Below are 14,369 nucleotides of genomic sequence, written 5' to 3'. Positions count from 1 at the left end.
GCGCGATCGGATCGCGCCTTTGGTTTACTGAAGTTTACTCTGATTAGTGGGTGACGTCTCCTAAGTGTGGGTTAAACTCGGAGGCGTTGCGGGTTGCCAGCTCCTCATAGATGGCCCACTTGCGGTTGATCCCCTCCTGGGCCTGGGCCATCAGCTCCTTGGCTTCGGCCGGGTTACTCTTGGCCAATGCCTTGAAACGCACTTCATTATTGGTGAAGTCCGTCAGCGGGCGACTTGGGCGCAAAGAATCCAGGGAGAAGGGGTTCTGCCCAGTCTTGGTCAGTTCCGGATTGTAGCGGAATAGCGGCCAATAGCCGGTGTGCACGGCCAGTTGCTGCTGTGACAAGCTGTTTTGCATATTGATGCCGTGCTCGATACAGGGGCTGTAAGCGATGATGATCGCCGGTCCCTCGTAGGCTTCGGCCTCACGCATCGCCAGCAGCAGTTGCTGAGGGTTGGATTGAGCAACCCGGGCCACATAGACGTTACCATAGGAGATCGCCTGTAGTGCCACATCCTTTTTCAGCCCATGTTTTCCGGCCGCCGCAAACTTGGCGATTGCACCGGTCGGGGTGGATTTGGACATCTGACCGCCGGTGTTGGAGTAGACCTCGGTATCCATCACCAGCACGTTGAGGTTCTTACCACTGGCCAACACATGATCCACACCGGATGAGCCGATATCATAGGCCCAGCCATCACCACCTATGATCCAGATCGCCCGCCGCACCAGCTGATCGGCGATGGCCGCCAGATTTCGAGCATCCTCAGTGTCGATCTCTTTGAGCTTGTTTTTGAGCTTAGCGACCCGCATGTGTTGTCTCTGTAGCTCAGACTCGGTCCTTTGAGGGGCCTGGATCAGGTTTTCAACCCGCTCGGCACTGAGCTCGGGCTTGAGTTTCTCAAGAAGCTGCAGGGCGATCTCACGCTGCTTATCGGCGGCCAGGCGGAAGCCAAAGCCAAACTCGGCATTATCCTCAAACAATGAGTTCGACCAGGCAGGTCCCCGTCCCTCTGCGTTTTTAGCCCAGGGTGTGGTGGGCAGATTGCCCCCGTAAATGGAGGAGCAGCCCGTTGCATTGGCCACCATCAGGCGATCACCGAACAGCTGTGACAGCAGTCGTGGATAGACGGCCTCACCACAGCCGGAGCAAGCTCCGGAGAACTCAAACAAGGGCTCCAGAAACTGGATGCCGCGTACGTTGGAGAAATCAACCCGTGAGCGGTTGGGGTAGGGGAGGGTCAGGAAAAACTCCAGGGACTCGATCTCCTGCTCCAGGATCGGATCTTTTGGCGCCATATTCAGCGCCTTCATCCCGGGTTTATCAGGATGCTGCTGTGGACAGGCGTCCACACACAGGGTACAGCCGGTACAATCTTCCGGGAACACCTGGATGGTATAGCGGGTTTCCGGGAAACCGCGGGCGGCGACCATGGCGGATTTGAACGCATCAGGGGCCTGGTCCAGATTCTCCTGGTGGTAGAACTTGGCGCGGATCGCGGCGTGAGGACAGACATAACTGCACTGACCACACTGCACACAGGCATCCTCCTCCCATACCGGGATCTCCAGGGCGATATTACGCTTCTCATAACGGGTGGTTGCCGAGGGGAAAGTACCATCGGCGGGAAGCTCAGAGACCGGGATCCTGTCCCCCAGACCTGCCAGCATGCTACTGGTGACTTCACGCACAAATACCGGGGCAGAATCCGGAATAAGCTGCTTCTCCTGGTGCTGATTACTGACACGCTTAGGAAGCTCTACCGGATGCAGGTGCGCCAGGGCGCTGTCCACCGCCGCATAGTTCATCCGGACTATCTCTTCCCCCTTGCGAGCATAGGTCTTGTCGATCGCCTGTTTGATCTTGGCGATCGCCAGATCCTTGTCGATGACACCCGATAGTGCAAAGAAGCAGGTTTGCATCACGGTATTGATCCGTCGTCCCATCCCGGCTTTTTTTGCCACATCATAGGCATCGATGACATACAGTTTCATCTCTTTATCAATCAGTGCCTGTTGCAGGTGGGCCGGTAGCTCATCCCAAACATCTTCAGGGCCATAGTGGCTGTTGAGCAGCAAAGTCGCCCCCTTGGCGGCACGCTCGACCAGATGCTCATTGTGGACAAAATTGAACTGGTGGCAGCCGATAAAGTCAGCCGACTGGATCAGGTAGGGGCTTTTGACCGGTTTAGGGCCAAATCTCAGATGGGAGACGGTTACCGAGCCTGCCTTCTTGGAGTCGTAGACAAAGTAGCCCTGGGCGTGATTATCGGTTTCGGTACCTATGATCTTGATGGTGTTTTTATTCGCCCCCACGGTTCCATCAGAACCCAGGCCAAAGAACATGGCACGAGTCTCATCCTGGGCATGGATGATCCAGTCTTCCTGGTAGTCGATGCTGGTGTTACTCAGATCATCGGTGATCCCGACGGTAAAGTGTTTCTTGGGATTGTCCCGGGCAAGTTCGCTGAAGATCCCGTTGACCATGGCGGGGGTAAACTCCTTACTGGAGAGCCCGTAGCGACCGCCACAGATTTTCGGCAAGTTTTCGAGCTCGCCATCGCTGACGGCCTGGAACACAACATTGACTACATCCTGGTAGAGTGGTTCACCGTTGGAGCCCGCTTCCTTGGTGCGATCCATCACGGCGATCCGTTTCACCGTTTTGGGCAACGCGGCGACAAGATGCTCGGCGCTGAAGGGGCGGAACAGCCGGACGTTGATCACCCCAACCTTCTCCCCTTTACTACACAGGTGCTGCACCGTCTTAGTCACAGTCTCATAAGCTGAGCCCATGATGATGACAACCCGCTCAGCATCCTCGGCCCCAGTATATTCGAACAGTTGATACTGACGACCGGTCAGGCTGGCCAGTTTGTCCAGGCTCTGCTGGACGATCCCCGGAACCTTGGCGTAGAATGGGTTGACCGTTTCGCGCCCCTGGAAATAAACATCGGGATTTTGTGCGGTGCCCCGGATAAACGGATTGTCGGGATTCAGCGCCCGGTTACGGTGTGCCCGAACCAGATCATCATCGATCATCGCCCGGATCACCTCATCCCCGAGCAGCTCAATTTTGCTGATCTCATGGGAGGTGCGAAACCCATCGAAAAAGTGCAGGAAGGGAATTCGGGAACCCAAGGTTGCGGCCTGGGCGACCAGAGCCATGTCGTGCGCTTCCTGAACCGAGCTCGACGCAAGCTGGGCAAAACCTGTCCAGCGTACCGCCATCACATCCTGGTGATCGCCAAAGATGGAGAGGCCCTGAGCCGCCAGGGAGCGAGCCGCCACATGAAACACGGTACTGGTGAGCTCACCGGCGATCTTGTACATGTTGGGGATCATCAATAGCAATCCCTGGGAAGCGGTAAAGGTGGTGGTCAGGGCACCGGTTTGCAGGGAGCCGTGGACGGTACCGGCGGCGCCTCCTTCACTTTGCATCTCGGCTAACACCGGGATATTGCCCCAGATATTGGTGCGCCCCTCGGCCGACCACTTATCTGCGTATTCGGGCATCGGGGAGGAGGGCGTGATCGGGAAGATCCCCATCACTTCATTGGTTTTGTAGGCGATATAGGCGGTGGCTTCGTTGCCGTCGCAGGTTGTCATTATTTTGTCTGACATGAGTCACCCTCCTGTCCGTTGCCGGTTTTAACCATCTCGATAGCATGGCAAGGGCATTGCAGTGAGCAGGCCGAGCAGCCCGTACACTTGTTGATATCCAGCTTGTATCCCTGACCTTGCCCGGCATAGCTCAACGCTGTTTCCGGGCAGGCCGCCAGACAACCGTGACACTCAAAGCAGTTACCACAGGAGTAACAACGCATCGCCTCGTAGACAGCTTCAGGCTCGCTGAGGCCCCCCACTACCTCCTCAAAGGTGGTCTTACGTTTCTCAAGGCTGAGTTGAGGCTGCTCACTCTGCTCGGCATCCGTCTTGTACCAAAGCTGCAGCTTTTCATAGGGGATCAGGGGGTGCTTGGCGGGTTTCTGATAGACGCTGCCGCGCAGGAAGGCATCGATACAGCGTGCCGCTTTTTTACCATGACCAACGGCGGTGGTGACGGTGCGATCGCAGGGCACCATATCACCTCCGGCGAAGATCCCCTGGTAGCCGGTCATCATCTGCGAGTTGACCTTGACCGTATCCCACTCGTGCTCGATGCCGGGGATCCCCTTGAGAAGCTCGGCGTCCGACTCCTGTCCCAGTGCCAGGATCAGTGAGTCTGCCTCGACCGTGGTCAGCTCTCCGGTGGGTTTAGGTTTATGGTTTTCGATGACCATCTTTTCGAGGGTAAAGGTGGTTTCATCGATCGACTTGATGGTGCGCAGCCAGTGGAAGACAATGCCCTCTTCAATCGCTTCGCTGGCCTCAAAATCGTGGGCCGGCATGTGTTCTCGATCGCGGCGGTAGATCACCATCACCTCGGAGGCGCCCATCCGCTTGGCGGTTCGCGCCGCATCCATGGCAGTATTACCACCGCCATAAACGGCGATGCGCGGGCCTAGTTTAGGGGCCTGCTTGAGTTCAATATCCCGCAGGTAGCTGACCGCTTCGATCACCTTGCCCGCGTTTTCGGCCGGGATCTCCACCTGCTTGCCGATATGGGCACCGATCGCGATAAACACCGCGTCAAATTTACCCTCAATTTTCTCAGCCAGAACATCTTCGACCCTGTGGTTAGGGACAAAGGTCACTCCCATCTTTTCAATGCGCTCTATTTCACCCTGCAGGATTTCCCGGGGCAATCGATAGGAGGGGATCCCGTAGTGCATCATGCCGCCGGCCATCGGACCTTCGTCATGGACTTCCACCTCGTGGCCCTGCATCCTCAGCTGATAGGCTGCCGACAAGCCGGATGGACCTGCACCGATCACCAGCACCCGTTTGCCGCTTGGCTTTGCGCTGACGGGCATTTGCCAGCCCTGTTTGAGGGCTTCATCTCCCAGGAATCGCTCCACGGCATGAATACTGACGGCCCCGTCGACCTGAGTCCGGTTACAGCTGTCTTCACAGGGGTGATAGCAGATCCGACCATGAATCGCAGGCATGGGGTTGTTGCGCATCAGCTCTTGCCAGGCCTCTTCAAAACGCTCCTCTTGTGCCAGAGAGAGCCAGGCTTGAATATTACTACCGGCAGGACAAGCCTCGTTACAGGGGGGAAGAGAGTCGACATAAACGGGGATCTTTCCCTGAATGGGGCCTGGGCCTCGCTTGATTGAAAGATCGGGGGGTTGAGTCATATCGTAGGGACGATTGCTCATAGTGTGATTACCTCCATGCTCATTTATCCGATGAGTTCTATGGCTGATAGACTCGGGTGCCTGCTTTGCCGGCCAGTACATCTAATCCATGCTCTAAAGAGCCGATGTACGCCTCACTTCCCGTTGCTCTGACAAATTGACAGGCGGCCTCGACCTTGGGGCCCATGGAGCCAGCGGCAAAGTTATATTGCTTCAGCTCTTCGACACTCACCGAGTTGAGCGCCTGCTGCCCTGGGGTTCCCCACTTCAGGTAGACGGCATCGGCATCGGTCAGGATCATCAATTTATCCGCATCGAGTTGTTGAGCCAGCAGCTGGGCTGCCAGGTCCTTATCGATGACCCCCTCAACTCCCTGGTAACCATTTGGGGTTGGCTGTACCGGGATCCCGCCACCACCACAGCAGATCACGATTCCATCTGCGGCCAGCAGCGTCTGGATTGCCGGTTTGTCGAGAATATTTTTCGGCTTGGGGGATGCGACCACCCGCCGGAAAGCATTCCCATCCGCCTTGACGGTCCAGCCATGCTGCTCAGCCAGGGTTGCGGCCTGCTCCTGGGAGTAGATTGGGCCAACGAACTTACTAGGATCTTGCATTGAAGGATCATTTGGGTCAACTTCTATTCGGGTGAGTAGCGTTGTGATCTGTGACTCGGTTAACAGATTGTTAAGCTCCTGGGTCAGCAGGTAACCTATCATCCCCTGACTTTCGGCGCCTAGCACATCCAGAGGGTAGGGGGATACTTCAGAATAAGCGAGGTTTTGCAGAGCCAGAAGGCCCACTTGAGGCCCATTGCCGTGGACTATGGCAACCCTGTAGTTCCGGGAGAGGCGGGCGATCGCCGAGGCGGCGATTTTGATGTTTTTAAGCTGGGTCGGGCAGTCCAGTTGATCCCCACGGCGCAGCAGGGCATTTCCGCCCAGAGCGACGACTATAGTTGGTTTCATTATCATGACCTCTTGTTATCAGGCTCGGTTGATATGACAGCTTTGGCTCTGCAGTTGGCTGTCATTTTCAAGCCCCAAGGCAGAGGATGAGTGGTGTCGCTGTGCCAGGTGAAAATCTGATTGCTCCGCAGGCCGGATAAATAACCCGGCCCTTCGGGCAAAAGCTTCACAATTGGTCGAATCGACTGAGCCTTTTGTTTTAAAAAGGATTTTTGAAGGGGCGGCGGTGGATAAACCGGCCCGCACCCTTTTCTCCGACAAACTGCCCGTCCCGGGCAACTACCTGGCCCCGGCTCATGGTGAGCACCGGCCAGCCCCTGATGTTGATTCCCTCATAGGGGGTATAGTCACAGAGATCATGCATTTGACTATGCGTGATGATCTGCTCCAGATTGGGGTCAAAGATCACCAGATCGGCATCCTGACCCACCTTCAGCGATCCCTTGTGTGGGAGTCCGAAGATTTGAGCCGGCCAGTAGCTGGTGAGCTCGACAAAACGTTGTGCCGAGATCCGCCCGCTCATCACACCCTGTGAAAACAGTAGTGGCATGCGGTTTTCGACTCCCGGCAATCCGTTGGGACAGCGGGTAAAATCGGCTTCTGCCGGCTGTTTCTGCTCCTGGTAACGAAATGAACACTGATCGGTGGCGACCACCTGAATCGAGTGTTCCTGCAGTCCGGCCCAGAGTTTTTGCTGCTCTTCCTTGGGACGAAGGGGCGGGCTGAGCACAAATTTACTGGCATCGGGGCGCTCATAGCAGCTGTCATCCAAAAACAGATACTGAGGGCAGGTTTCGGCGATCACCACCTGGCCACTTCGCTGGGCGTTGCGGATGTAATCCAGCCCCAGACCATTGGACAGATGGACGATATAAAGCGGTGCATCACCCGCCAACCGTGCCAGGTTGATCATCCTGGCAATCGCCTCGGCCTCACACTCCAGAGGACGGCTCTGTCCATGGTAGCGGCAGGAGCGTTTACCTGCATCGAGAAGGCGCTGGCGGCACAGCTGTACCGCTGCATCATTTTCCGGGTGGACGGTAGTGAGTGCTCCTACCTTACCGAGCTGGCTGACGGCGCGCAGGGCATCGGAGTCGTTGAGCTTGTAGCCATAGGTGAGATAGAGCTTGAAGCTTGAGATCCCCTCTTCGTGAACCATGGATGCCATCTCATCGAGAATGGCATCATCCACATGCTGGATGACGCCGTGAAATCCATAGTCGATCACCGCATTGTTTTGGGCATACTCCTGATAGACATGTAGCTGGTGATGGAGATCGCAACCTGTGGGGCCAAATCCCATATGGTCGATGATAGAGGTGGTGCCGCCACAGGCTGCGGCCCGGGTACCGCTAAAGAAATCATCGCAGGAGCGGGCGATCCCCACATCGATGTTGAGATGGGTATGCACATCGATGCCACCCGGAAAAAGGTAATGGCCCCCGGCATCTATGATCTCGGCTTGCGGGTGATGAAGCTGGCTGCCGATGGCGCTGATTTTTCCATCTTCAACCAATAGATCCCCTCTGAGGGTCATGAAGGAATCAACCAGCTGGGCGTTTTTTATCAAAGTGGCCATCGCAATGTCCTTAGGGATGAGAAGGGGATGAATATTCGGATAATCGCTAGCGGGAACTTAAGTCGCAGCCGGGGCCTTGAGATTGAGAGAAGAGCTGTCACTTATCCGGATATTCTCCCTGGGGGTTAGCGGGGCAGCGGCTCCTGCCGCCACCCTTAAGTTAATTATTCACCAATTTGATCCAGGTACATCCCCGGGATGGTGGCGTACACGGCGGCGCATTTCACCAGGTGATCTTTCCAGGTCTTCTCATTGGGGAAGTGAGCCTCTTTCTCCATGCCCGGGCCAAACCCTATGGTTGGGATCCCGTAGCGCCCGGTGATCGATACCCCATTGGTGGAGAAGGTCCACTTATCGACCTTGGCATCGCGATCGTAGAGGGCGCGGTGCGCCTTCACCACGGCCTGGCAGGCATCATGATCTTCGTCGACCTTCCAGGCCGGGAAGTAACACTCGGTCGGGTAAACCAATCCTGTGTAGGCGGGACGATCATAGTTATACATGGTGACATTGGCATCGACGGCCTGAACCGACGGCAGATTGCGGATCTCCTGAAGTGCTCCCTCCCAGGTTTCACCCCAGGTCAGGCGACGGTCGATAGAGATGGCGCAGCTATCGGCCACGGCGCAACGGCTTGGGGAGGTAAAGAAGATTTCGGAAACCGTGAGGGTCCCCTTACCCAGGAACTCATCTTCATGCAGATTTTCGTGCAATGCTTTGAGTTCATTGAGGATCGGCGCCATCTTGAAGATCGCATTGTCACCGCGCTCCGGAGCCGAGCCGTGGCAGGAGATCCCCTTGGTTTCGACCCGGATCTCCATGCGTCCGCGCTGACCACGATAGATGTTTTCGTCCGTTGGCTCGGTAGAGATCACAAATTCGGGGCGGATCTTGCTCTCTTCGATGATGTACTGCCAGCACAGGCCATCGCAATCCTCCTCCTGAACCGTACCGGTGACAATCAGGGTGTAATCGTCTTCAAGTCCCAGATCCTTGATGATCTTACCGGCATACACCATAGAGGCCATGCCGCCTTCCTGATCCGAGGCGCCGCGGCCGATGATGATCTCATCATCTTCATAGCCCTCATAAGGGTCGTACTCCCACAGGGAAGGATCACCCACGCCGACGGTGTCGATATGGGCATCCATGGCGATGATATGTTTACCATGACCGACGTAGCCCAGAATGTTGCCCATGGGATCGATCTCGACCTTATCAAAGCCGACCTTCTCCATCTCCTGTTTGATCCGCAGCACTACCTCTTTCTCCTGGCAGCTTTCGGAGGGGATGCGGATCATATCGCGCAGGAACTTGCTCATATCGTCACGATAGGATTCGGCTTTGTTCATGATTTCGGAAAAAGGAAGATTTCTCATTGTTCTGTCTCACCTGTTTTTATGGTTTTAACTAGTTAGATTCTTGGGTGCAGGGGTGTTTGCCTTCCCAGACCACTTCACGGTAATGGATGGGATCGGTGTCCCCCTCGGTGTTAAACAGCAGGATCACCGAGTCTTGATTCAGCCCAAGCTGTTGGTAGAGCGCTTGTCGATTCGGATGGTGGGCCATCGCCACAAGCAGGCCGGTACCCACAGCGCCGGACTCACCGGAAATCACTCGGGGATCTGAGCCCTGTGGGTTACCGAGCACTCGCATTCCCAGGGCTGCGACCTTGTCCTCACAGGAGATAAAGTGATGGGCGGTATTGCGCAGCACCTCCCAGCCAATGGGGTTTGGCTCCCCGCAGGCCAGCCCCACCATGATGGTGGCCAGATCGCCATCCACATTGACCATCTCACCCTTGGGATCCAGGGCCGAGCGATACAAGCAGTCGGCCTGTTCAGGCTCTATGATCACTGTGTTGAGGCTATCGGCCCCGTAACAGTGGGTCAGGTAACCTGCGACACCTCCGGCCATGGCTCCGACCCCGGCCTGTAGAAACAGGTGGGTAGGAGAGGCGACTCCAAGTTCCTTGATCTGCTCCACCGCTTCATCGGCCATGGTGCTATAGCCCTGCATGATCCAGGTTGGGATCTCGGTATAACCCTCCCAGGCGGTATCCTGCACCATCTTCCAGCCATTCTTTTCGGCGGTTTCGCACGCAAGGCGGACCGCATCATCATAGTTGAGGTCGGTGACGATACACTCGGCGCCCAATGCCCGAATATTCTCGACCCGCTCTTTGGCGGCGCCTTTTGGCATGTAGATCACCGCCTTTTGTCCCAGCTGCTTGGCGGCCCAGGCCACCCCGCGCCCATGATTGCCATCGGTGGCGGTGGCAAAGGTCATCTGGCTGCTCATCTGGTTGCGGAATTTGGCGAAATCAAACTCGCTGATATCAATCTGATACTCCTGGCACAACAGCTGGGCGATAGCGTAGGAGCCGCCTAACACTTTGAAGGCGTTGAGATCAAAGCGGTAGGACTCGTCTTTGACCAGTATTTTAGCGACGCCGAGGGACTGGGCGAGTTGATCCAGCGAACGCAGGGGGTTGGCTGGTAACCTTCAATTCCAGAGTGAAACTGGCGTGCTTTAGTGGTTTGCAGTTTGGTGAACAGGGCAGAGAGCTGGCCATTAAAAAATCGGTTGCCTGTGATCTCCACCTTGAGTGAAAAATTAGACACGTTCAATTCTCCTTGAGATCAAGATGGCCCCGCAAAGGGGCCCGTCATCGATCAGTCATCGACTCGCTTATCTGCCTTTGCCAGCAGTTTTTCCAGGATATCGGCCGGGTTTTCTAAGCTGCGATTGAGGATCATGGCGGCGATGATATAGGGCTTCCAGCTTGCCTCCTTGTAGGTCGGGATCCGGTATTTCTCGAAGACCCCTTCGGTAACTTCTCCGGCCTCACAGGAAACGCCTGTGATATCGGCAGGCAGGCAGTGCATATACAGGGCTTCTCCGTCACGGGTGAGCTCCATCATCTGCTCGGTACAGTGCCAGTCTTTGTGCTTGGCGTTTTCAGCTAGGCACTCTTGCTCAAGAGATTTGAGTCCCTCGTGGTCATTGGCTCGCAGTAGCTCGGTTCGGCGTCCCATCACCTTGTAGGGAGCCCATGACTTTGGATAAACGATATCTGCGTCCCTGAATGCATCTTCCATGCTGGTGACCTGAGTAAAACTACCACCGCTTTGCTGGGCATTTTTACGGGCCGTTTCAACCACCTCTGGGATCAGCTCATAGCCCTCGGGGTGAGCCAGGGTGACATCCATGCCAAAGCGGGTCATCAGGCCGATGATCCCTTGGGGAACCGACAGCGGCTTGCCATAGCTGGGGGAGTAGGCCCAGGTCATGGCGATCTTCTTGCCTTTGAGGTTCTCCAGGCTGCCAAAGTGCTCCTGCAGCCAGGCCAGATCTGCCATCGATTGGGTCGGATGGTCGATATCACACTGCAGGTTAACCAGAGCCGGCCGCTGCGGCAGAACGCCCTCGGCGTGTCCGTCATCCAGTGCTTCACCCACCTCACGCATATAGGCGTTGCCGGCGCCCAGATACATGTCATCGCGGATCCCGATGACATCGGCGCAAAATGAGATCATGTTAGCGGTCTCGCGAACCGTCTCACCATGGGCTATCTGTGATTTACCCTCATCGAGATCCTGAACCGCCAGACCCAGCATGTTACAGGCCGAGGAGTAGGAGAAGCGGGTGCGGGTGGAGTTGTCACGGAATAAAGAAACGCCCAGTCCTGAGTCAAACACCTTGGTGGAGATATTTTCGGCGCGCATCTGTTTCAGGGCATCGGCGGTCTTGAGGACACGTTTAAGCTCTTGTGGCGTCTGCTCCCAGGTCAGCAGGAAATCTTTCTCATTTAGTTTGGAGTCAAGTTCAGAAATTTCGTTAATAAGCTCTTTTATTTTATTCATCTCTTATCATTCCTGGTCGTTGTGTTTTTCAGATATCGTCAGGTTTTTCAGGGCGGTTCGCTGGCCCTCCTGGCAAAGATAAAAGGGGAAACTGATGGCTTAACTACAACTTGCGTGCCAATCCTCAGAGGAAATCCCAAGGCGGATTAAAAGTGTGGGATCTCTCCCAAAAAATACGAGTTTGCGGGGGCTTAAGTTGCAAGCTTTTCTGAAACGGGGGGCAAGAGAGGCCGGAGATGAAGCCCGAATGCTGCCTCATTCAGGGCTGAGTCTCAGTTTGATAGCATTAAAATGATAATTGTCCCGGAGGGTTTATATCAAAATGATATAGAAGCTGAGAGTCATTCTCGGTTGGTACAGCGGCATCTGAGTTTGGCCATAAATACCGCTCTGTTTGTTTTCGAAATCTTTCCGGCCGTTCATAATATTAAAAGGCAAAAGGAGTAGTAACACCAAGGCTCATTGATGGTTCACTGAGTGCTGAGCCGGCCCGTTTGAGCGATGGACTGAGATATGCGTCACCAGAAAAGGTTCGTTCAATGTGCGGAGGTATATCATCAAAAGCAAAGGGTCTACTCTCATTGAGTTAGTTATTTTGATTGTCCTGGTGGGAGTTTTGGCAAGCGTTGCAACCTCCAAGTTGCTTAATTTGAGGAGTGAAGCCAAGATCGCGACCCTACAGGGGTACAAAGCTGCCCTTACTTCATTGAGAGATATCATAGGTAACCTGATCCTGATGCGCCCGGGAAATCTCAATGCTGGGGGAAATATCTTTACTCTTGATGATGGCCAGACGATCAGGGTCCGGGCTGGCTATCCCGATGGTCGATGGAGTAATACCTTCATTTATCTGGTTAACTTTGATGAGGTTGAGTTTTCAACAACGAACAGCTGTCAAGGTTCGAAAGAGTGGTGTGCTCGGCACCGCGGATTGGGGTGGTTTACGTCAAGAGGTTATACCTCTGAATCTGAAGGCCGGGGATTTGTGATATATCCGAAGGGCAATAACTTAAATCAGGATCAATGTTACACCTATTATTTTACACCGAATGGCAGTGCACTACCGGCCTCTCCTAAGGTGCCTGTCGTGGGGGTTGATACGACCGAGTGTTAGCGCAGCATACCGTTTAAACTTGAGTAATCCCTATTTGCTTTGGAAGTAAGCTCCATTGATTTGAGCAGAGATCTGCTTATTTGAGCTTTTGGCACAACTGTCCGGCCGCGGATGCTACACAGGGATGTACGAATGTAGCGGTAGCCATGGATGGCATAAGCTACCTACGGGTCAGGGGGACTGCTCACCCAGTCCCCCTAACAACCCCGAGGGTGCCCCCCAATTCGCATATCTCCTCAAAATCATAGTGCTTTGAAGCACAGCGCAGACAGTATGTCCCTATACTGGCTGCACATTCGCAGCATCCGTGCTGCTCAACTTCAAATTACCTTATGATTTTTCGGCGCGAATCAAAGGGGCTAACTTCCCCAGTAAGTGAGCGTCGATGTGTGCTAATAACTCGTGTTGTTGTTTTCGAGACAGGGATGTTGAGTACCGCAGCTTGATGGAGGGGTGAAGTTGCGCTCTGAGCAACGTAACGCGAGATAGGACATCGAGCTGGAGATATTTATCAGGGATGATAAATACATCACGCGGAGGGAGGTTTTGCTGACTTTTTCTGATACAAAAGTCAGGCGCTGTCGGCGCCCCGACACAGCAGTGGCGAAGCCACAATATTAGCAGCATGCAATGCAATCAAGTTCGCTATTGGTACAAAGCTAATCTTCTGTTTTGTCTTTCGGACTGATATTTATGGCTACGCCATAGAGCCGTATTCGCCCGGCGGTCGAGTTACTTTGGTATCGCTCAAAGTAACCAAAGGCTCACTCCGGAACGATGTTCCCGACATCGACCTGCGTAGCTCGGCATCCATGCCTCGGAAAAATTGATACCCATAGCTTCTAAGATCATCACTGTTGCCAAATCGAAGGGAGGGTGTTTCATCCCCGTGAGCGAGCGTATTCCTGCCATACATGGATGTATCAATGCCGTGGCAGGCAGGATGCCTGAAAACGGCCTTTGCTCGCCGGTCGGACGAGACCGACAATTGCCACGAAGTGGCAAACAGCTATCCCAGGATAAGATGAGTGCAGACTAACAGTAGCCCGCCGCTACGCAGGTGCCTTCATTGCCCGGGGGGTTTGGGGTCCATATTACAACACCGGTTCCTGATTTTGTCGCTTGCAGTATATAACTGAGGCTATTTACCTGCGCTGTCCCTACAGCAGTGATCACACCATTCGACACAGTCACCGATTGAACGACACCGGTTGCACTGCTCAGGTTCGGTGGAATTCCATTCGAGCCGGCGTCACAGGCATCTAATGTAGGATCGTTGGTTGTATAGAGTCGGACACAAAGCTCGACAGGATTTTTATAGGCCGTTGTTGCCTGGGTGACTTCTGTAAACAGGGACTTATTACGATAAGTCTGATAAGCAGGGATAGCAATAGCCGCAAGGATCGCCACGATGGCAACGACAGTTATCAGCTCAATGAGGGTAAAGCCTAGACGTTGTTTTTGATACACATTACTCTCCTTGAACTAGTATTGAGCTCAAATATCCCTGCCTCTGATCTCTATAGCAGTAAAATTATGAAACCACCAAAAGATAGGCTGGTCATCCTATGTTATATATCATATGAAGGGAATGGTTTA

The 14,369-nt window shown here is 54.5% G+C and carries 10 protein-coding genes; 1 reads left to right on the top strand and 9 read right to left on the bottom strand.

Annotation, left to right across the window (positions count from 1 at the left end; genetic code table 11):
• Positions 1-43: 43 nt before the first annotated feature.
• From nifJ to ygeW, 8 genes are all read right to left on the bottom strand, one after another.
• Entirely contained in the window at positions 44-3,625 is a 3,582-nt protein-coding gene (nifJ, locus tag DB847_RS12880) for a pyruvate:ferredoxin (flavodoxin) oxidoreductase (protein WP_108651070.1), read from the bottom strand.
• Positions 3,610-5,265 carry an NAD(P)-binding protein gene (locus DB847_RS12875; protein WP_108651069.1) on the bottom strand — a complete coding sequence of 552 codons (1,656 nt, stop codon included), beginning with the start codon at positions 5,263-5,265 and terminating at the stop codon, positions 3,610-3,612. The genes nifJ and DB847_RS12875 overlap by 16 nt, the downstream gene beginning before the upstream one ends.
• A gap of 37 nt (positions 5,266-5,302) precedes the next feature.
• Positions 5,303-6,211, bottom strand: coding sequence for a carbamate kinase (locus DB847_RS12870; protein WP_108651068.1), 909 nt, complete (start codon positions 6,209-6,211; stop codon positions 5,303-5,305).
• A gap of 199 nt (positions 6,212-6,410) precedes the next feature.
• Complete coding sequence (gene hydA, locus DB847_RS12865) at positions 6,411-7,790, bottom strand: dihydropyrimidinase (RefSeq protein ID WP_108651067.1); 1,380 nt, start codon at positions 7,788-7,790, stop codon at positions 6,411-6,413.
• 164 nt (positions 7,791-7,954) lie between these two features.
• Positions 7,955-9,169, bottom strand: a complete 1,215-nt coding sequence (locus DB847_RS12860; RefSeq protein WP_108651066.1) for a YgeY family selenium metabolism-linked hydrolase — start codon at positions 9,167-9,169, stop codon at positions 7,955-7,957.
• 31 nt (positions 9,170-9,200) lie between these two features.
• Positions 9,201-10,229, bottom strand: coding sequence for a diaminopropionate ammonia-lyase (gene dpaL, locus DB847_RS12855; RefSeq protein ID WP_234418614.1), 1,029 nt, complete (start codon positions 10,227-10,229; stop codon positions 9,201-9,203).
• Complete coding sequence (locus DB847_RS25610) at positions 10,178-10,414, bottom strand: hypothetical protein (protein WP_234418390.1); 237 nt, start codon at positions 10,412-10,414, stop codon at positions 10,178-10,180. Before DB847_RS25610 ends, dpaL begins: the two co-directional genes overlap by 52 nt.
• A gap of 51 nt (positions 10,415-10,465) precedes the next feature.
• A complete protein-coding gene (gene ygeW / locus DB847_RS12850; RefSeq protein WP_108651065.1) occupies positions 10,466-11,656 on the bottom strand; it encodes a knotted carbamoyltransferase YgeW in 1,191 nt (396 codons plus the stop codon).
• Positions 11,657-12,272: 616 nt separating this feature from the next.
• On the opposite strand from ygeW, the gene DB847_RS12845 reads away from it, so the two are divergent.
• Entirely contained in the window at positions 12,273-12,770 is a 498-nt protein-coding gene (locus tag DB847_RS12845) for a hypothetical protein (protein ID WP_159084598.1), read from the top strand.
• Positions 12,771-13,805: 1,035 nt separating this feature from the next.
• Here the strand turns inward: DB847_RS12845 and DB847_RS12840 are convergent.
• Positions 13,806-14,240, bottom strand: coding sequence for a prepilin-type N-terminal cleavage/methylation domain-containing protein (locus DB847_RS12840; RefSeq protein WP_108651063.1), 435 nt, complete (start codon positions 14,238-14,240; stop codon positions 13,806-13,808).
• Positions 14,241-14,369 lie beyond the last annotated feature (129 nt).

Source organism: Dongshaea marina (assembly GCF_003072645.1).
In the GTDB taxonomy this organism is placed as follows: domain Bacteria; phylum Pseudomonadota; class Gammaproteobacteria; order Enterobacterales; family Aeromonadaceae; genus Dongshaea; species Dongshaea marina.
This window is presented reverse-complemented; position numbering and strand designations above follow the sequence as displayed.